The sequence below is a fragment of the Rhodoglobus sp. GW821-FHT12B09 genome, from assembly GCF_058809925.1.
In genome coordinates this window covers 243,679-259,561 of record NZ_JBXATB010000001.1, presented here as the reverse complement: position 1 = coordinate 259,561, position 15,883 = coordinate 243,679, and the positions used below count along the sequence as shown (strand labels likewise).

The 15,883-nt window shown below is 69.1% G+C and carries 23 protein-coding genes and 2 tRNA genes; 15 read left to right on the top strand and 10 right to left on the bottom strand.

Annotated features, from left to right (window positions below; translation table 11 throughout):
* Nucleotides 1-79: 79 nt before the first annotated feature.
* Genes AC1RTC_RS01340 through AC1RTC_RS01330 form a run of 3 tightly spaced genes read left to right on the top strand, consistent with a single transcriptional unit; the run spans nucleotide 80 to nucleotide 2,789 of the window.
* Complete coding sequence (locus AC1RTC_RS01340) at nucleotides 80-1,759, top strand: FAD-binding dehydrogenase (protein ID WP_493153655.1); 1,680 nt, start codon at nucleotides 80-82, stop codon at nucleotides 1,757-1,759.
* Nucleotides 1,756-2,178 (top strand): nitroreductase family deazaflavin-dependent oxidoreductase, encoded by a 423-nt coding sequence (locus AC1RTC_RS01335; protein WP_493153654.1) that lies wholly within the window; start codon nucleotides 1,756-1,758, stop codon nucleotides 2,176-2,178. The genes AC1RTC_RS01340 and AC1RTC_RS01335 overlap by 4 nt, the downstream gene beginning before the upstream one ends.
* A complete protein-coding gene (locus AC1RTC_RS01330; protein WP_493153653.1) occupies nucleotides 2,175-2,789 on the top strand; it encodes a DUF2510 domain-containing protein in 615 nt (204 codons plus the stop codon). Before AC1RTC_RS01335 ends, AC1RTC_RS01330 begins: the two co-directional genes overlap by 4 nt.
* Here the strand turns inward: AC1RTC_RS01330 and AC1RTC_RS01325 are convergent.
* Nucleotides 2,786-3,484 (bottom strand): DUF8185 domain-containing protein, encoded by a 699-nt coding sequence (locus AC1RTC_RS01325; RefSeq protein WP_493153652.1) that lies wholly within the window; start codon nucleotides 3,482-3,484, stop codon nucleotides 2,786-2,788. The genes AC1RTC_RS01330 and AC1RTC_RS01325 overlap by 4 nt on opposite strands.
* A gap of 21 nt (nucleotides 3,485-3,505) precedes the next feature.
* Between AC1RTC_RS01325 and AC1RTC_RS01320 the strand changes: the two genes are divergently transcribed.
* A complete protein-coding gene (locus AC1RTC_RS01320; RefSeq protein WP_493153651.1) occupies nucleotides 3,506-4,375 on the top strand; it encodes an acyl-CoA thioesterase in 870 nt (289 codons plus the stop codon).
* A 12-nt stretch (nucleotides 4,376-4,387) separates the two neighbouring features.
* Here AC1RTC_RS01320 and AC1RTC_RS01315 read toward each other — a convergent pair whose 3' ends face one another.
* The 5 genes from AC1RTC_RS01315 to AC1RTC_RS01295 form a co-directional block, all read right to left on the bottom strand.
* Nucleotides 4,388-4,858 (bottom strand): acyl-CoA thioesterase, encoded by a 471-nt coding sequence (locus AC1RTC_RS01315; protein WP_493153650.1) that lies wholly within the window; start codon nucleotides 4,856-4,858, stop codon nucleotides 4,388-4,390.
* 2 nt (nucleotides 4,859-4,860) lie between these two features.
* Nucleotides 4,861-6,543, bottom strand: coding sequence for an energy-dependent translational throttle protein EttA (gene ettA / locus AC1RTC_RS01310; RefSeq protein ID WP_493153649.1), 1,683 nt, complete (start codon nucleotides 6,541-6,543; stop codon nucleotides 4,861-4,863).
* 28 nt (nucleotides 6,544-6,571) lie between these two features.
* Nucleotides 6,572-7,054 (bottom strand): DUF6993 domain-containing protein, encoded by a 483-nt coding sequence (locus tag AC1RTC_RS01305; protein ID WP_493153648.1) that lies wholly within the window; start codon nucleotides 7,052-7,054, stop codon nucleotides 6,572-6,574.
* Nucleotides 7,055-7,132: 78 nt separating this feature from the next.
* A complete protein-coding gene (locus AC1RTC_RS01300) occupies nucleotides 7,133-7,636 on the bottom strand; it encodes a single-stranded DNA-binding protein (protein ID WP_493153647.1) in 504 nt (167 codons plus the stop codon).
* A 184-nt stretch (nucleotides 7,637-7,820) separates the two neighbouring features.
* On the bottom strand, nucleotides 7,821-8,033 hold the full coding sequence (locus AC1RTC_RS01295; protein ID WP_493153646.1) for a methyltransferase: 213 nt from the start codon (nucleotides 8,031-8,033) through the stop codon (nucleotides 7,821-7,823).
* Between the two features lie 79 nt (nucleotides 8,034-8,112).
* Between AC1RTC_RS01295 and AC1RTC_RS01290 the strand changes: the two genes are divergently transcribed.
* The 4 genes from AC1RTC_RS01290 (at nucleotide 8,113) to AC1RTC_RS01275 (ending at nucleotide 11,021) form a co-directional block, all read left to right on the top strand.
* Nucleotides 8,113-9,123 carry an aldo/keto reductase gene (locus tag AC1RTC_RS01290; RefSeq protein ID WP_493153645.1) on the top strand — a complete coding sequence of 337 codons (1,011 nt, stop codon included), beginning with the start codon at nucleotides 8,113-8,115 and terminating at the stop codon, nucleotides 9,121-9,123.
* A gap of 1 nt (nucleotide 9,124) precedes the next feature.
* Complete coding sequence (locus tag AC1RTC_RS01285; protein WP_493153644.1) at nucleotides 9,125-10,063, top strand: DMT family transporter; 939 nt, start codon at nucleotides 9,125-9,127, stop codon at nucleotides 10,061-10,063.
* Between the two features lie 64 nt (nucleotides 10,064-10,127).
* The gene (locus AC1RTC_RS01280; RefSeq protein WP_493153643.1) at nucleotides 10,128-10,370 is read left to right on the top strand and encodes a hypothetical protein; all 243 of its coding nucleotides are present in this window, start codon (nucleotides 10,128-10,130) and stop codon (nucleotides 10,368-10,370) included.
* A gap of 48 nt (nucleotides 10,371-10,418) precedes the next feature.
* Entirely contained in the window at nucleotides 10,419-11,021 is a 603-nt protein-coding gene (locus tag AC1RTC_RS01275) for a hypothetical protein (protein ID WP_493153642.1), read from the top strand.
* A gap of 15 nt (nucleotides 11,022-11,036) precedes the next feature.
* On the opposite strand, the gene AC1RTC_RS01270 is transcribed toward AC1RTC_RS01275, so the two are convergent.
* From AC1RTC_RS01270 to AC1RTC_RS01255, 4 genes are all read right to left on the bottom strand, one after another.
* Nucleotides 11,037-11,432: a BP74-related protein gene (locus tag AC1RTC_RS01270; protein ID WP_493153641.1), complete on the bottom strand. Its 396-nt coding sequence runs from the start codon at nucleotides 11,430-11,432 to the stop codon at nucleotides 11,037-11,039.
* A gap of 44 nt (nucleotides 11,433-11,476) precedes the next feature.
* Nucleotides 11,477-11,549 (bottom strand) — tRNA-Arg (locus AC1RTC_RS01265).
* A gap of 28 nt (nucleotides 11,550-11,577) precedes the next feature.
* Nucleotides 11,578-11,838 carry a thioredoxin family protein gene (locus AC1RTC_RS01260; protein ID WP_493153640.1) on the bottom strand — a complete coding sequence of 87 codons (261 nt, stop codon included), beginning with the start codon at nucleotides 11,836-11,838 and terminating at the stop codon, nucleotides 11,578-11,580.
* A gap of 29 nt (nucleotides 11,839-11,867) precedes the next feature.
* Entirely contained in the window at nucleotides 11,868-12,143 is a 276-nt protein-coding gene (locus tag AC1RTC_RS01255; RefSeq protein ID WP_493153639.1) for an oligoribonuclease, read from the bottom strand.
* 52 nt (nucleotides 12,144-12,195) lie between these two features.
* On the opposite strand from AC1RTC_RS01255, the gene AC1RTC_RS01250 reads away from it, so the two are divergent.
* The 7 genes from AC1RTC_RS01250 to AC1RTC_RS01220 all read left to right on the top strand — a co-directional run bounded on the left by AC1RTC_RS01250 (nucleotide 12,196) and on the right by AC1RTC_RS01220 (nucleotide 15,820).
* Nucleotides 12,196-12,627 carry a MarR family winged helix-turn-helix transcriptional regulator gene (locus tag AC1RTC_RS01250; RefSeq protein WP_493153638.1) on the top strand — a complete coding sequence of 144 codons (432 nt, stop codon included), beginning with the start codon at nucleotides 12,196-12,198 and terminating at the stop codon, nucleotides 12,625-12,627.
* The gene (locus AC1RTC_RS01245; protein WP_493153637.1) at nucleotides 12,624-13,859 is read left to right on the top strand and encodes an MFS transporter; all 1,236 of its coding nucleotides are present in this window, start codon (nucleotides 12,624-12,626) and stop codon (nucleotides 13,857-13,859) included. The genes AC1RTC_RS01250 and AC1RTC_RS01245 overlap by 4 nt, the downstream gene beginning before the upstream one ends.
* Before the next feature lie 9 nt (nucleotides 13,860-13,868).
* A complete protein-coding gene (orn, locus tag AC1RTC_RS01240) occupies nucleotides 13,869-14,489 on the top strand; it encodes an oligoribonuclease (RefSeq protein ID WP_493153636.1) in 621 nt (206 codons plus the stop codon).
* Between the two features lie 53 nt (nucleotides 14,490-14,542).
* Nucleotides 14,543-14,618 (top strand) — tRNA-His (locus AC1RTC_RS01235).
* 58 nt (nucleotides 14,619-14,676) lie between these two features.
* Nucleotides 14,677-14,961, top strand: a complete 285-nt coding sequence (gene clpS / locus AC1RTC_RS01230) for an ATP-dependent Clp protease adapter ClpS (RefSeq protein ID WP_493153635.1) — start codon at nucleotides 14,677-14,679, stop codon at nucleotides 14,959-14,961.
* A complete protein-coding gene (locus AC1RTC_RS01225; protein ID WP_493153634.1) occupies nucleotides 14,958-15,467 on the top strand; it encodes a DUF2017 domain-containing protein in 510 nt (169 codons plus the stop codon). The genes clpS and AC1RTC_RS01225 overlap by 4 nt, the downstream gene beginning before the upstream one ends.
* Nucleotides 15,468-15,538: 71 nt before the next feature.
* Entirely contained in the window at nucleotides 15,539-15,820 is a 282-nt protein-coding gene (locus tag AC1RTC_RS01220) for a metallopeptidase family protein (RefSeq protein ID WP_493154265.1), read from the top strand.
* Nucleotides 15,821-15,883 lie beyond the last annotated feature (63 nt).

Sequence of the window (15,883 nt, the reverse complement as noted above, 5' to 3'; positions counted from 1 at the left end):
TCATCACCGGCTGAGTGGATTGCACTCGTGCCGGGACCGAGCGCCATTGCCCGGATGCTCTGACGCTAGCATCGGTCCCATGACCCCCACCACCCCCGCGCACGCCATCGTCGTCGGCGCCGGGCTCGCAGGCCTCGTCGCCGCGTCCGAGCTCGTCGCGGCCGGAAAGACCGTCACCATCCTCGAGCAGGAGCCCGAGGCGAGCTTCGGCGGGCAGGCCTGGTGGTCGTTCGGCGGGCTCTTCCTCATCGACTCGCCCGAGCAGCGGCGCATGGGCATCAAGGACTCCTTCGAGCTCGCCCGGCAGGACTGGTTCGGCAGCGCCGGCTTCGACCGCGACACCCCGGAGACCGGCAACCAGGACGAGTGGGGCCGGCAGTGGGCGGAGGCGTACCTCGAGTTCGCCGCCGGCGAGAAGCGGTCCTGGCTCCGGGAGAAGGGCGTCTCGTTCTTCCCGGTCGTGGGCTGGGCCGAGCGCGGCGGGTACACCGCCACCGGCCACGGCAACTCCGTGCCGCGCTTCCACATCACGTGGGGCACCGGGCCGGGCATCCTCGAGCCGTTCGTGCGAATCGTGCGCGAGGGCGTCGCGAGAGGCCTCGTGACCCTCAAGTTCCGGCACCGCGTCGACGAGCTGGTGGTCGTCGAGGGGGCCGTCGTCGGAGCCCGCGGCGCGGTCCTCGCGGACGACCCCGCCGAGCGCGGCGCCCCGAGCAACCGCGACGCGGTCGGCACGTTCGACGAGCGGGCCGCCGCCACGATCGTCACGAGCGGCGGCATCGGCGGCAACCACGACCTCGTGCGCCAGCAGTGGCCCGCGAGCATGGGCGCGGCGCCGAAGCACATGCTGAGCGGAGTTCCCGCGCACGTCGACGGGCGCATGCTGGGCATCGCGGAGAAGGCCGGCGCGCGGCTCGTCAACGGCGACCGGATGTGGCACTACGTCGAGGGCATCACCAACTACGCGCCAGTGTGGGAGCGGCACGGCATCCGGATCCTCCCCGGCCCGTCGAGCATCTGGCTGGATGCGACGGGCCGGCGCCTGCCGGTGCCGCTGTTCCCCGGCTTCGACACCCTCGGCACCCTGGAGCACATCGTCGCCACGGGGTACGAGTACTCCTGGTTCGTGCTCACCCAGGCGATCATCGAGAAGGAGTTCGCGCTCTCCGGCAGCGAGCAGAATCCCGACCTGACCGGCAAGAGCGTGCGCGAGCTGCTCCGCCAGCGGCTCGGCAAGGGCGCCACGGGGCCCGTCGAGGCGTTCAAGGAGAAGGGCGAGGACTTCATCGTCGCCGAGACCCTCGAGGAGCTCGTCTCGCAGATGCAGGAGAAGTCCCCGGATGTCGCGCTCGATGCCTCGCTCGTGCGGTACGAGATCGAGGCGCGCGACCGGGAGCTCGCCAACAGCTTCTCCAAGGACGCCCAGATCAACGCCATCCGCCAGGCCCGCCACTACCGCGGCGACAAGCTCATCCGCGTCGCCAAGCCGCACCGCATCCTCGACCCCGCGGCGGGCCCGCTCATCGCGGTGAAGCTGCACATCCTGACCCGCAAGAGCCTGGGCGGCATCCAGACCGACCTCAGCGGGCGCGCCCTCGGAGTGAACGGCGAGCCGGTGCCCGGCCTGTACGCGGCCGGCGAGGCCAGCGGGTTCGGCGGCGGCGGGGTGCACGGCTACCGGTCGCTGGAGGGCACGTTCCTCGGCGGCTGCCTGTTCACCGGCCGCACGGCCGGCCGGGCGGTAGCGTTGCAGGCATGAACTGGAACGACAGCATCATCGAGCAGTTCCGGGCCAACAACGGCCACGTCGACCGCTTCGGCCGGCGCCTGCTGCTGCTCCACACGATCGGGGCCAAGTCGGGCGAGCCCCGCATCGCGCCGATGATGTACTTCGACGAGCCCGAGGGCATCTTCGTGATCGCCTCGAAGGCCGGCGCCCCGGAGAACCCCGCGTGGTACCACAACCTGCTCGCGAACCCCGCGGTCACGGTCGAGCGCGCCACCGAGCACGGCGTCGAGGAGTTCGACGCGACCGCGGCCCCTGTCGCGAGTGATCTGCGCGACACCCTGTACGCCAGGTTCTCCGAGCGGAACCCCGGTTTCGCCGGCTACCAGGAGAACACCTACCGGACAATCCCCGTGGTGCAGCTGCACCCCGTCGAGAGGAACGCACGATGACGACCCCCGCAGGCTCCACCCCGGCAGGCTGGTACACCGATCCCGAGAACGCGCAGCGCAACCGCTGGTGGGACGGCACGAAGTGGACCGAGAACTTCAGCGACCCGTACGCTCCGGCCGCCGCGCTCAAGGCGCCCGAGGGCACGCGCGTCTACAACCTGTGGATCTGGCTCGTCGTCGTGGTGCCGTACCTGTCGCTCCCGTTCCTGTTCGCCCTCCTCCCCGGCATGTTCGCGGGGATGAACGTCAGCGACCCGGGCTCGGCAACGCGCGTCCAGCTGCAGCTGATGACCTCGCCCGCGTTCGTCCTCCTGAGCCTGAGCGGCTGGGTGCTCGGCGCCCTGGTCGTCCTGTTCTCGTGGCTCGACTGGCGCTGGCTCAAGGCCGCGGGCGTGCCGAAGCCGTTCCACTGGGCGTGGGGCTTCTTCGGCCTGGCGGGCTACCCCGTCTACGCGATCGGCCGCGCGGTGGTCACCAAGCGCCGCACCGGCAAGGGCCTCGCCGTGATGTGGGTGGTCATCGCGATCATCGTGCTGACGTTCATCGTCACCATCTCGTGGGTGGGCTTCCTCATCGCGGGGATGGTCGCGCAGATGCCGACCTACAACTAGCGGGCGAGCGCCCAGGCGCGGCGCTTGACGAGGACGTGGCCGCGCCGCGTCGTCAGGCGCGTCCACGGACCGGTCTCGAACACGGCGACCACGTCGTCATCCCCGAGGAAGCCGAGGCTCAGCGCGGCGAACGCGGCGCCTCCCGGGATGTGGTCGAAGCCGGTCAGGGGCCGGCCCCAGATCTCGCTGCGGACGCGGTGCACGATCTGCTCCCCCGTGCCCGTAGGGATCGCCGCGGCGACCTCGTCGATGCCGGCGCGTGCCACCTGGTCCAGCGCGGCGGACGCCACGGACTCGAGCGCCAGCCAGCCGCCGCGGGGCGGTGAGATCGCCGCCCACGACACCGAGTTGACCTCCAGCGGAAGGCTCACGGTCACGGGCTCGGCGACAGCCGCAGTGGCCGCCTCGAGCTTGCCCTCCACCCGCATCAGCAGGGAGCGGGTCGGCACGACCACGTCGAAGGCCGCGTCGCCCTCGTCGTCCGCGCCGCGCACGAGCGCGAAGGTGCGCAGCCCCAGCACGGTCGGGCTCTCATCGAGAAGGCCGGCGGGATGCAGCACCGAGACGTAGACCGCGAGCACGCCCGACCCCGCGATGAGGCGCACCGAGCCGTCCTCCACGCGCAGGGCGCGACCGAGGAACACGTGCAGGTCGCCGAGGGCGAGGGAATCCACGAGAGTGAATGAGCGGCTCATAGGTCTTCTAAACTACAGGGCATGAGCGACCCCCTGACCGGCCTCCTCGAGACGCTCGACCTCACCGACACGGGCGCCCGCACCAGCGAGGACATCTTCACCGGGCCGACCCAGTGGATGCCCCACGGCCGTGTCTTCGGCGGCCAGGTTCTCGCGCAGTCCCTCGTCGCCGCCCAGCGCACCATCGAGGAGGGACGGCACCCCCACTCGATGCACGGCTACTTCCTCCGGCCGGGCGACATCGGCCTCCCGATCACCTTCTCGGTCGACCGCATCCACGACGGGCGCTCGTTCTCCACCCGCCGCACGCAGGCCTACCAGGGCGGGCTGCCGATCCTGTCGATGATCGCCTCGTTCCAGGACGACGACAGCGGCCTCGACCACCAGATCGACATGCCCTCGGACCTCCCCGACCCCGACACGCTGCCCACCGCGGCCGACGTGCTCGCCGGCTTCGATCATCCCGTCGCCCGCGGCTGGTCGAGCGGCCGCGCGTTCGACCTGCGCTATGTCACGAGCCCGATCTACCTCGCCGTCGAGGGCGGGAGCGTTCCGCACCAGGCCGTGTGGCTGAAGACCATCGGCCCCATGCCCGACGACCCCGCCCTGCACCGTGCGGCCCTGGTCTACGCGAGCGACTACTCGATCCAGGAGTCGGTGCTGCGCGCGCACGGCCTGCCGTGGTCCACGCCGGGGCTCAAGGTTGCCAGCCTCGACCACGCGATGTGGCTGCACCGTTTCGGCCGGGTGGACGAGTGGATGCTCTACGTGCAGGAGTCGCCGACCGCCGTGGGCGGCCGCGGGCTCTCGCAGGGCCGCATCTACAGCCGGGACGGCGTGCTGCTGGCGAGCGTCGCGCAGGAGATCACCGTCCGGGTGCCGGGCGCCTGACTCAGGCTCCGATCAGCCCCGCTTCGTGAACTGCACGGGCGCCTCGACGTACGGCTCCCACACCTCGCGCAGGCTGTCGGAGATGCGCACGGGACGCCCGGTCTCCGCCGTCACCATGACGAGCGTCGTGGCGGCCTTCGTGAACAGCACCCGCGGGGTCACCCCCTCCGGAGAGAACATCTCGTAGCAGATCTCGATGCTCGCCCCACCGAGGCGCCCGATCCACATCTCGATGTCGATCGGCGAGCGCATGTACGGGATCGGGGCGAGGTACTCGACCTCCTGGCGCGCGATGAGGCCGATCGTCTCGGCCCCCGGCCGCGCGTCCAGGATGGCAGTGTCGAGCCCCACGCCCTCGTCGGGGCGCCAGAACGCCTGGATGCGCGCCTCCTCGAGGAGGCGCAGCATCTCGGCGTTGTTGACGTGCGCGTAGGCGTCGAAGTCAGACCACCGCAGCGGTATGGCAACGTGCAGCCGCGTCACGACTAGTCCCTGGTGAGCTTGCGGTAGGCCGACCGGTTGGGCTTGGCCGCGTCAGGGCCGAGGCGCTCGATCTTGTTCTCCTCGTAGGACTCGAAGTTGCCCTCGAACCAGTACCACTGGGCCGGGTTCTCCTCCGTACCCTCCCAGGCCAGGATGTGGGTAGCGATGCGGTCGAGGAACCACCGGTCGTGGGTGATGACCACCGCGCAGCCGGGGAACTCGAGCAGCGCGTTCTCGAGGCTGCCGAGCGTCTCGACGTCCAGGTCGTTCGTCGGCTCGTCGAGCAGCAGCAGGTTGCCGCCCTGCTTCAGCGTGAGCGCCAGGTTGAGGCGGTTGCGCTCTCCACCGGAGAGCACACCCGCCTTCTTCTGCTGGTCGGGGCCCTTGAACCCGAACTGGCTGACGTAGCCGCGGGACGGGATCTCCGTCTTGCCGACCTTGATGTAGTCCTGCCCCTCGGAGACGACCTCCCAGAGGGTCTTGTTGGGGTCGATGCCGCCGCGGTTCTGGTCGACGTAGGAGATGTCGACAGTCTCGCCGATCTTGAGGTCGCCCGAGTCGAGCGGCTCCAGACCCGTGATCGTCTTGAAGAGGGTCGTCTTGCCGACGCCGTTGGGGCCGATCACGCCGACGATGCCGTTGCGCGGCAGCGTGAAGCTGAGTCCGTCGATGAGGATGCGGCCGTCGAATCCCTTCTGCAGGTTCTTCGCATCGATGACCTGGGAGCCGAGGCGCGGGCCGACCGGGATGACCAGCTCCTCGAAATCGAGAACGCGGGTCTTCTCGGCCTCGTTCACCATCTCCTCGTAGCGTGCGAGGCGCGCCTTCGACTTGACCTGGCGGCCCTTCGCGTTGCTGCGCACCCACTCGAGCTCACTGGAGAGCCGCTTGGCGAGCTTCGCGTCCTTCTTGCCCTGGACCTTGAGGCGCTCGCCCTTCTTCTCGAGGTACGTCGAGTAGTTGCCCTCATACGGGTAGAGGTGGCCGCGGTCGACCTCGGCGATCCACTCGGCCACGTGGTCGAGGAAGTACCGGTCGTGCGTCACGGCGAGAACCGCACCGTGGTACTTGGCCAGGTGCTGCTCGAGCCAGAGCACACTCTCGGCGTCGAGGTGGTTCGTGGGCTCGTCGAGCAGCAGCAGGTCGGGCTTCTGCAGCAGCAGCTTGGTGAGCGCGACGCGGCGCTTCTCGCCACCGGAGAGGTTCGCGACCGACGCGTCGCCCGGGGGCGTGCGAAGGGCGTCCATCGCCTGCTCCAGCTGGGAGTCGAGGTCCCACGCGTCAGCGGCGTCGATCTCCTCCTGCAGGGTGCCCATCTCGGCGAGCAGGGCGTCGAAGTCGGCGTCGGGCTCGGCCATCTCGAGGCCGATCGCCGAGTGCCGGTCGACCTTGTCCTTGATCTCGCGGACGCCGTCCTGCACGTTCTCGAGCACTGTCTTGGTCTCGTCGAGCTCGGGCTCCTGCATGAGGATGCCCACGCTGTAGCCCGGGCTCAGCCGTGCCTCGCCGTTGCTGGGGGTGTCGAGCCCGGCCATGATCTTCAGGATCGTGGACTTGCCAGCACCGTTCGGGCCGACGACGCCGATCTTGGCGCCGGGGAAGAAGGACATGGTGACGTCGTCGAGGATCAGCTTGTCGCCGACCGCCTTGCGGGCGCGCACCATGGAGTAAATGAATTCGGCCATGGGTCGATTCTAGGAGAGCGCGGGAGTGCTACCAGTCGATGGTGACGGTCTTGCCGATGAGGCAGCCGCCCGTACCGAGGATGGGCGCGACCATGCTCTTGATCGTGGTGGCCGTGAAGTCCCCTATCAGGCACTCCCCCTTCAGCCGCACCGAGAAGATGATCGAGTCGGCCTTCAGATCGATGGAGGTCCGGTCGGCAGTGATCTCGATGTCCTGCTTGCGGAAGCCCGCGGCGACGAGGTTGTCGACAATTCCACGGCTCGTTCCCATGTCATTCGCGTTGAAGTACGAGAGGTTGACCCGGTCGAAGTAGGGCTGGTTGTCTTTGGCCGTGCCGCCCGGCACCAGCTCAGGCAGGGCGTTCGCCGAGGAGGTCGGCGTTGAAGACGGCAGGGCCGCCGTCTCCGCCGGGACGGGCGCGGGAGCCCCGGGCACGCAGCCGGCGAGAACGAGAACCCCGGCGATCGCCACGCCGGCGAGCGCGACCCCTGTGGCAGTGCTCCGAGCCATCGTGCCCCTCCGCGGATCCGGTCAGCGCCCAGGTGGTGCTGTCCTGAGCGATTCTAGAGCGACTCGGCCGGCCCGGCTTCAGAACGGCACATCCTCCCGGTTGGCGACTGCGACGACGGGCTCGAGCACCGGCTCCTGCCCCTCGACGGAGCGAGCCTCGTCCGCCGGCGCTTCCTCCCGCTCCTCCACCCCGCCCGACTCGGGCACAGCGGGCGCCGCGCTGGAGACGATGCTGCGCGAGAACGACGACGTGCCCCACGCCAGGTCGTGCCCGATCGACTCCGCCTCGACATCGACCGTCGTGCCGACCCGGTCTCCGTTGTCCCACTCCCGGATGCGCAGCCGCCCGGTCACGACCACTCGCTGGCCCTTCTCGATCGAGAGGGAGGCGTTGAGCGCGAGCTGCCGGAAGGACGTGATCGTGTACCAGTTCGTCTCGACGTCGACCCACCGCTCCTTGGAGCGGTCGAACCGCCGCTGGGCGGAGGCAAGGCGGAACGAGGTGATGGACAGCCCCTCGCTCGTGAGGATGTGGCGGGGGATCGTGGCGACGAGGCCGCTGATCGTGATGGTGTCTGTCATGTGCTGCTCCGTTCGTCGAGTAGTGGACAGACCCCGGGGTGCGGCACTCGTGCCGGGAAAGCCGCCCCCGGGATCCGTTGCAGCAAGTGTCGTCCGGCGCCGCGACGCGAAACGGCGACCGCTGCCCGCGAGGGGAGCGATCGCCGTCGAGCGAGTTGGGGAGGACGCGTCGGCCCTCCTTGCGTCAGTGCTCCTTGAACTCGGGCCACTCCGACCCGGGCAGCAAGCTCGAGTAGAGGGCGCCCTGCGCGGCCTCCAGAGTCGGGTAGACGGCTCGGAAGCCGTCGTCCGTGACCAGCTTGAAGGTGTAGCCGCTGTCGGTCCCGTGGACCGAGCCGAGGGCACCGGCCGGACCGAAGGCCACCCAGGTCTGGCCGGTCATTGTCATGTCGCTCATCATTGAGCCCCTTTCGTTGCCCTTCGACGTTACGCCGGCAGGACCGGATGCGCCACGCGCGCGGCCCTAGGCTTGGACCATGCCCTACGACGCAGACGCCGCCCGGTACGACAACCTCGAGTATGTGAGGACGGGCCGCAGCGGCCTCAAGCTACCCAAGATCTCACTGGGCATCTGGAACAACTTCGGGTACGACCGCCCCCTCGAGACCCAGCGGGCGATCATCCGGCGCGCCTTCGACCGCGGTGTGACCCACATCGACATCGCCAACAACTACGGGCCCCCTCCCGGCTCCGCCGAGAGCAACTTCGGCACGATCTTCGCGCAGGACCTGGCGCCGTACCGGGACGAGCTCGTCATCTCGTCGAAGGCGGGCTACTCGATGTGGACCGGTCCGTACCAGGACTTCGGCTCGCGCAAGTACGTGCTCTCCTCGCTCGACGCCTCGCTCAAGCGCACGGGGCTCGACTACTTCGACATCTTCTACTCGCACCGCCCCGACCCCGAGACCCCGATCGAGGAGACGATGGGCGCGCTGGCGAGCGCCGTGCACTCCGGCAAGGCGCTCTACGTCGGCATCTCGAACTACAGCGCCGAGCAGACCCGGGCCGCGCACGCCGCGCTGGCCGAGCACAAGGTGCCGCTGCTCATCCACCAGCCCCGCTACAACATGTTCGACCGCCACATCGAGGACGACGGCCTCTTCCCCGTGCTCGCGGAGCTCGGCGTCGGCGGCATCGTGTTCTCGCCGCTGGCCCAGGGCCTGCTGACCAACCGCTACCTGAACGGCATTCCGGATGACTCGCGCGCAGCCACCACGCAGTGGCTCAGCGACCGCAACATCACTCCGGAGTACCTCGAGCGCGTCCGCGGGCTGCAGGAGATCGCCGCCGGCCGCGGCCAGACCCTCGCCCAGCTCGCGCTCTCGTGGGTGCTCCGCGTGCCCGAGGTGACGTCCGCCCTGATCGGCGCGAGCAGCGTCGCCCAGCTCGACGACAACCTCGCGGCGCTCGACGCGGCGCCGCTCACGGCGGAGGAGATCGCGGCCATCGAGCCGTTCGCGGTGCACGGCACCGGCTCCCCCTCCTGAGGTGGGCTACCTCTTCGGGTTCCTCGCCGCGCTGCTCTTCGGCGCCAACGGGAGCATGACGAAGGTCATCCTCGATAACGGCCTCGACCCGCTGCAGGTGACGCAGTTCCGGACGCTCGGCACGTGCCTCATCGCGGGCGCGGTGATGCTCGTGGTCGACCGTCGCGGGTTCCGGCTGCCCCTGCGCCAGATCGCCGTGATGGCAGTGCTCGGCGTCGTCGGCATCGCGGCTCTTCAGGCGACCTACGCCTACGCCATCCAGCTGCTCCCGGTCGGCATCGCCCTGCTGTTCGAGTACCTCGCCGTGCTGATCGTCGCCGTCGTCGCGTTCTTCTTCCTCCAGGAGAAGGTCAAGGCGCGGCTGTGGGTCGCGATCGGGCTCGTGCTGGTCGGCCTCGCCGTGGTGGCGCAGGTGTGGTCGAGCTCCCTCGACGGCTTCGGCGTGGTCATGGCCCTGGCTGCTGCCGTCACCCTGGCGATCTACTTCCTCGTCGGCGAGAGGCAGGTGACCGCGACATCCCCTCTCGCCGTCGCGTTCTGGACCAGCGGTTTCGCAACGCTGTTCTGGGCCTTCTTCAGCGGGTGGTGGAACGTGGACCCCGCCATCGCCGCCACGGCGGTGTCGCTCGGGGGCAACCTCTCGGACGTGGTCGTGCCGCTCTGGGTGCCGATGGCCGTCCTCATCGTGCTCGGATCGTTCGCCCCCTTCTTCCTCTCCTTCGCCGCCATCGGGCGGCTCAAAGCCACTCCGGCCGGCATCGTGGCGTCGTCGGAGGTCATCTTCGCGTTCGTTGTCGCGTGGCTCTGGCTGGGTGAGCAGCTGGATGCCCTGCAGCTGGTGGGCGCCGGCGTGGTCCTCGTGGGGATCGTGCTCGCGCAGACCTCCCGGTCGCGCCGGGTCATCGACGCCGATCTGGCTCTGGAGCAGCCGCTGCCCTGATACGCGATGTGGTGATCCGCGATCATGCTCCCGCGATGTCGGTGGTCGAACATATCTTCGAACCATGACAACACTCACCTTCGCGCCTGCTGCCGAGATCCGGGGCGGGGTTGCGACAATCCAGTTGCACGACGACCTGTGGCGCGTCACCAGGCCCGACGGCGAGGTGCTCGGCTACGTCGAGCGCAGCACCACCCCCGCCGGTCCGAGGTTCCTGGCGAAGCGGATGCTCCAGCGCCAGCGCAGGTTCCTGCCGATCGGCGAGTTCTGGGATTTCGGTGCGGCAATGGAGTGCTTCCGCTTTTAGTGCCTGTCGCTCCCCTGACCCCGCGTACCCCGGGGTTACAGTGCCAGCATGTTAGAGGCCTGGTGGAGTGACATCGTCCGGTGGTTCAGCTCGTACGACGGGCGCGTGGTGATGGGCGCGGTTGTGCCCGTGCTCGCGATTCTCGTCGCGGGGGTGGTGGCCACCCTCATCGCGCGCGGCTCGATCAAGCGGCTCATCGCGCAGCAGGATCGTGAGCACAAGGCATCCGCGATCGCCGCCCTCATCGCCTCCGGCCGTCGCGCCGCGGGATGGAGCACACTCTCCGCCACCGAGAAGGACCACGTCGACCACCAGACCAGCGAGGCGGAGGTCCGCGTGCGGCTGCTCCCCGTTGCCGGTGCCGGGCTCGCCGCCGACTGGGCGGCCCACCAGCTCGCGACGATGAAGGCCAACTCGGCGAACTACAGCTTCCAGGCCGAGCAGGACCTCGCCGACTTCCAGGACGGGCTCATCGCCTGGCAGGCGAAACCCTCTCGCGCGCGCAAGCTGTTCGCCCAGGACCTCGCGGCGTGGAAGTACGAGACGGCCGCGGCCCCGGCGGACGACCTCGCCAGCAAGCAGCAGGCCTGGAACGCTGCACAGCGCAGCGACGACCAGGCCGCGACCACGACGGTGCTTCCGACCGCCTGACGACTCGTCTGACGCCTACGAGCCGGGGCCCTCGAGCTTGATCGGCACGGCCGACCACGGGCAGTAGGTGTCCGAGGTCAGGGTGCCGTCCTCGACGTACTCCGGAAGTCCGTCGCACACTTCGATTGCCTGATCGGCGAACTCGAGGGTCTTCGGGTCGATGTGCCACGACCAGGGCGCGTTCACGCCCGGGTCGTCGCGCACGATCGTGCCGAGCGGAATGCGACCCTCCTCGCTTCCGGCCATGAGGTCTTTGACGTGCTGGATCTGCTCGTCGGTGATGAGCTCGATCTTGTAGGTGCCCTGGCCCGCGACCTCGAAAGTGACCACGGTCGGGCCGGACTGCACGCAGCCGGTGAGGGCGAGCGCCGCGAGCGCCGCGACGGAGACGAGTCCCAGAGTGCGCTTCATGGGCGCCACTTTATCCCCAGGCGCCACCTGATGTCTTCGCGGAGTGCCCCCGGCAGGAATTGAACCTGCGACCAAGAGATTAGAAGGCTCCTGCTCTATCCGCTGAGCTACGGGGGCGGGTGTCCCACGATACCGCGTCCGCCCCTCAGACCGCCTTCGCGAGCGCCACGAGCACCTGGTTCAGGCTGGGCACGCCCTCGGCGCGGAACACCTCGGTGCCGTCATCCCGCAGCACCACCACGGTGGGCGTCACGCGGATGCCCGCGCGCTCGGCCTCGTCGGCGTCGCGCACGACGTCCAGCTCGGCGATGCGCGCGGCCGGCACGAGGGCCGACACCTCGCCCAGAACCGTGCGCGTGACCATGCACGGCTCGCAGAAGTTCGACGAGAAGAAGAGGAGGTTCACACGGGTGCCAACCCGCGAACGGGTGCGGGCTATTCCTCGCCGCGCTCCTCGAGGGCCTCGAGCGGGTCGCTGTCAGCCTGGTCCCAGGTGTACGTGACCTGCACCTGGTCGCCCACCTCGCGAGCCACGGGCGAGGCGTAGACGAGCTGCGTCTCCTTGCCGTCGACCGCGGCGATGACCGTGATCTCGGTCTCCCAGGTGCCGTCGGTGCTGATGCGCTTGTCGTTCTGGCCGTCGTAGGGGCCGCCGACGTAGAAGACGATGTACTCGTCGCCGCGGCTGACCTGGGGTGCTGAATCGCTCATGCTCAAGTCTTACCAGACGATCACTTATATAACTCGGTTATATACTTGGTGGATGAACACCACGCAGATCCTCGAGACGCTCCTGGTCTCGAGCCACCGGCTTACCCGAATTGCCGCGCAGACCACAGGATCGGCCGTCTCCTCCGCCACCTGGTCTGCCCTCTCCGTCCTCTCCACCGACGGCCCCCACCGCATCGGCGACCTCGCCAAGGCTGCCCGCATCAGCCAGCCCGGCATGACCAAGCTGCTTCAGGGCCTCGTCGAGGACGAGTGGGTGCACCGCATCGCCGACGTCGAGGACTCGCGCGCCTGGCTCATCGCGATCAGCGACAAGGGCCGCGCGGCCCTCGCCGGCTGGCGGGTCGAGCTCACCAGCGCGATGGCGCCGTTCTTCGACGACCTGGACGCGGAGGGCTGGCAGGCGATCGAGCGCACGGCGGCGATCCTCTCCGAGCGGGTGGGTGCCGTGGCGGTTGCCGCATGAGTGCCGGCGAGAGCGCGGGCAGCATCCTGAAGCAGCCCAAGCAGGTCTGGGCCGTCGCGTTCGCGTGCGTCATCGCGTTCATGGGGATCGGCCTCGTCGACCCGATCCTTCCCGTCATCGCGGCCGACCTCAGGGCGACCCCCACCGAGACCGAGCTGCTCTTCACCAGCTACCTGCTGATCACCGGCCTCGCCATGCTCGTCACGAGCTGGGTGTCGAGCCGCATCGGCCCGAAGCGCACGCTCATGATCGGTCTGGGCCTCATCGTCGTCTTCGCCCTCCTGGCCGCTCTGGGCGGCAGCGTGGAGGCCGTCATCGCGTTCCGCGCGGGCTGGGGCCTCGGCAACGCGCTCTTCATCTCGACGGCGCTGGCCACCATCGTCGGCGCGGCCAGCGGCGGCACGAGCGCGGCGATCATCCTGTACGAGGCGGCTCTCGGCCTCGGCATCGCGATCGGCCCCCTCCTCGGCGGCCTGCTCGGGTCGATCAGCTGGCGCGGCCCGTTCTTCGGCACCGCGACCCTGATGGCGATCGGCTTCATCGCGATCACCGTCCTGCTGCGCAAGGAGGACCGCTCGCAGCTGCAGCCGACCCGCCTCTCCGCTCCGCTGCGCGCACTGCGCCATCCCGCCCTGGCCCTGCTGGCGGGCGCGGCCCTGTTGTACAACATCGGCTTCTTCATCCTGCTCGCCTACACGCCGTTCCCGCTCGGCTTCGAGGCGATGGGCATCGGCCTGACCTTCTTCGGCTGGGGCGTCGCCCTCGCGGTGACCAGCGTGTGGCTTGCCCCGATACTGACGGCCCGGATGCCGCGCACCGCAGTCCTCTCGATAGTCCTCCCGCTGCTCGCGCTCGACCTGGTCGGCGCAGGCCTCGCCATCCACTCTCCGGCCGGCCTCGTCGCCAGCGTCATCGTCGGCGGACTGCTGCTCGGGGTCCTGAACACCGTGCTCACCGAGTCCGTCATGGAGGCGACCGACCTCCCCCGCTCGGTGGCGTCCTCGGCGTACTCCGCGGTGCGCTTCATCGGCGGCGCGGTCGCCCCGCCCCTGGCCACGACGCTCGCCGCAACGTTCACCTCGGCCACGCCGTACTTCGTCGGCGCGGTCTCGGTGGCGCTCTCGGCGGCGCTCATCATCGTGGGGCGCAGGGCGCTCGCGCGGGTCAACGGCGCGACGCCGGAGCCCGCGGCCACGGAGGCCGAGGCGATCACTATCGGTGACGCGGCCTAGACTTTCGCCATGGCTTCCACCTCTGACCTGCTCGTCTGGATCGACTGCGAGATGACCGGGCTCGACATCTCCATCGACGAGCTCGTCGAGGTCGCGGTCGTCATCACGGACTACGACCTCGTCCCCGTCGACCCCGGCTTCTCGATCGTGATCAAGCCCGACCAGTCGGCGTTCGACAACATGGGCGACTTCGTGCTCAACATGCACCGCGAGAGCGGCCTGCTCGAGGAGATCCCGAACGGCGTCGCCCTGGCCGACGCGGAGTACGCGGTCAACGAGTACATCCTGCGCTTCGTCCCGACGCCCCAGACCGCTCCGCTCGCGGGCAACACGATCGGCACCGACCGCACGTTCCTCGCCAAGTACATGCCGCGCGTCGACTCGCACCTGCACTACCGCAGCATCGACGTCTCCTCGATCAAGGAGCTGTCGCGGCGGTGGTTCCCCCGGGTGTACTTCAACGCCCCCGCGAAGGACGGCGGCCACCGCGCTCTCGCCGACATCCGCGAGTCCATCCGCGAGCTCGACTACTACCGCAAGGCCGTGTTCACCCCCGAGCCCGGGCTCACGACCGAGCAGGTGCAGGCCATTTCCGCCGAAGTTGTCGAAGGATTCGCCTCGCGGCTCTGATCCATTACACTTGTCAGGCTGCGGTATTGATTTAGGCACTGACAGCATCCATGGTGGTCGTAGCTCAGTTGGCAGAGCGCTGGCTTGTGGAGCCGGATGTCGCGGGTTCGAGCCCCGTCGATCACCCCAAGCAAAGACGGTCTGACTCAAAGGTCAGGCCGTCTTTCGCATAGCAGGAGGTTTCGGGATGTCGCAGACTCTCGAATCCCCCGTCGAAGAACTCGAGCGGCTCAACGACAAGCCCTGGGTCACCATCGTGTGGAACGACCCGGTGAACCTCATGACGTACGTCTCCTACGTGTTCCGCAGCTACTTCGGCCACTCCGCGGAGGAGGCCGAGCGGCTCATGCTGCTCGTGCACAACGAGGGGCGCGCGGTCGTGGCATCCGGGGGCCGCGAGGACATGGAGCGGCACGTGGAGGCCATGCACGACTTCGGACTCTGGGCCACCCTGGCGAAGGAGGGCTCGTGATCCCGTTCGCGCGCAACGGCGGCCTGGTGACCGCGCGCTTCACCCGAGGGGAGCGCGAACTGCTCGCCGGCCTCGCCGCCCAGCTTGTCTCGCTGTTCGAGGAGCGCGCGGCGGAGTCCCCGGCAGACGTGCTCTACGCGCAGCTCGGCATCGGCGGCGCGGCAGCTCCCCCGCTCGACCCCGCGCTCGCCAGGCTGCTCCCGGACGCCTACCGAGGCGACGACGAAGCCGCCTCCGAGCACCGGCGCCTGACCGAGCTGGGGCTGGTCGACAGGAAGGTCGCGAACGCGCGGGCGGTCATCCGGACCGTCGACGACAAGGTGACTGTGCTCGACCCGGCCGACGTGCAGGCGTGGCTGCGGCACCTCACCGACCTGCGGCTCGTGCTCGCGGCCAGGCTGCAGATCGAGCACGACGGCGACGAGGGCAACGGCGACGAGGGGATGCTCGACCTCTACGACTGGCTCGGCTACCTGCAGGGCACGCTCCTGGAGGCAGTCGAGTGAGCCCGGACGAGGTGGATGCCGAGGCCTTCGAGCGCCTCGTCGTGGACGAGCTGGACCTCCTGCCGGACGACATGGTCGACGGCCTCGACAACCTCGTCTTCGTGACGGAGGACCGGCCGGAGGACGGCTCGCTCGACCTCCTCGGCCTGTACGACGGCACGGCCCTGACGGAGCGGGGCAACTACGGCTTCGGAGAGCTGCCGGACCGCATCATCCTGTACCGCGAACCGCTGCTCGATGTGAGCGCGGACCTCGAGGAGCTGAAGGACCAGATCCACGTCACGCTGGTGCACGAGATCGCGCACTTCTACGGGATCGACGACGAGCAGCTGCACGAGCTCGGCTGGGGATAGCCGGGTCCGCGCCCCACCGGGAGCCCTCACGGTGCTCACGGGATCTCGAACTAAGATTCGCTA

Coding starts and splice junctions, on each gene's coding strand:
- AC1RTC_RS01320 (WP_493153651.1), top strand. CDS start 3,506: ATGAGCGACCCCCTGACCGGCCTCCTCGAGACGCTCGACCTCACCGAC.
- AC1RTC_RS01220 (WP_493154265.1), top strand. CDS start 15,539: ATGGTCGACGGCCTCGACAACCTCGTCTTCGTGACGGAGGACCGGCCG.
- AC1RTC_RS01305 (WP_493153648.1), bottom strand. CDS start 7,054: ATGGCTCGGAGCACTGCCACAGGGGTCGCGCTCGCCGGCGTGGCGATC.
- AC1RTC_RS01280 (WP_493153643.1), top strand. CDS start 10,128: ATGACAACACTCACCTTCGCGCCTGCTGCCGAGATCCGGGGCGGGGTT.
- clpS (WP_493153635.1), top strand. CDS start 14,677: ATGTCGCAGACTCTCGAATCCCCCGTCGAAGAACTCGAGCGGCTCAAC.
- AC1RTC_RS01335 (WP_493153654.1), top strand. CDS start 1,756: ATGAACTGGAACGACAGCATCATCGAGCAGTTCCGGGCCAACAACGGC.
- AC1RTC_RS01325 (WP_493153652.1), bottom strand. CDS start 3,484: ATGAGCCGCTCATTCACTCTCGTGGATTCCCTCGCCCTCGGCGACCTG.
- AC1RTC_RS01330 (WP_493153653.1), top strand. CDS start 2,175: ATGACGACCCCCGCAGGCTCCACCCCGGCAGGCTGGTACACCGATCCC.
- AC1RTC_RS01245 (WP_493153637.1), top strand. CDS start 12,624: ATGAGTGCCGGCGAGAGCGCGGGCAGCATCCTGAAGCAGCCCAAGCAG.
- AC1RTC_RS01275 (WP_493153642.1), top strand. CDS start 10,419: ATGTTAGAGGCCTGGTGGAGTGACATCGTCCGGTGGTTCAGCTCGTAC.
- AC1RTC_RS01250 (WP_493153638.1), top strand. CDS start 12,196: ATGAACACCACGCAGATCCTCGAGACGCTCCTGGTCTCGAGCCACCGG.
- AC1RTC_RS01270 (WP_493153641.1), bottom strand. CDS start 11,432: ATGAAGCGCACTCTGGGACTCGTCTCCGTCGCGGCGCTCGCGGCGCTC.
- orn (WP_493153636.1), top strand. CDS start 13,869: ATGGCTTCCACCTCTGACCTGCTCGTCTGGATCGACTGCGAGATGACC.
- AC1RTC_RS01340 (WP_493153655.1), top strand. CDS start 80: ATGACCCCCACCACCCCCGCGCACGCCATCGTCGTCGGCGCCGGGCTC.
- AC1RTC_RS01295 (WP_493153646.1), bottom strand. CDS start 8,033: ATGAGCGACATGACAATGACCGGCCAGACCTGGGTGGCCTTCGGTCCG.
- ettA (WP_493153649.1), bottom strand. CDS start 6,543: ATGGCCGAATTCATTTACTCCATGGTGCGCGCCCGCAAGGCGGTCGGC.
- AC1RTC_RS01300 (WP_493153647.1), bottom strand. CDS start 7,636: ATGACAGACACCATCACGATCAGCGGCCTCGTCGCCACGATCCCCCGC.
- AC1RTC_RS01255 (WP_493153639.1), bottom strand. CDS start 12,143: ATGAGCGATTCAGCACCCCAGGTCAGCCGCGGCGACGAGTACATCGTC.
- AC1RTC_RS01290 (WP_493153645.1), top strand. CDS start 8,113: ATGCCCTACGACGCAGACGCCGCCCGGTACGACAACCTCGAGTATGTG.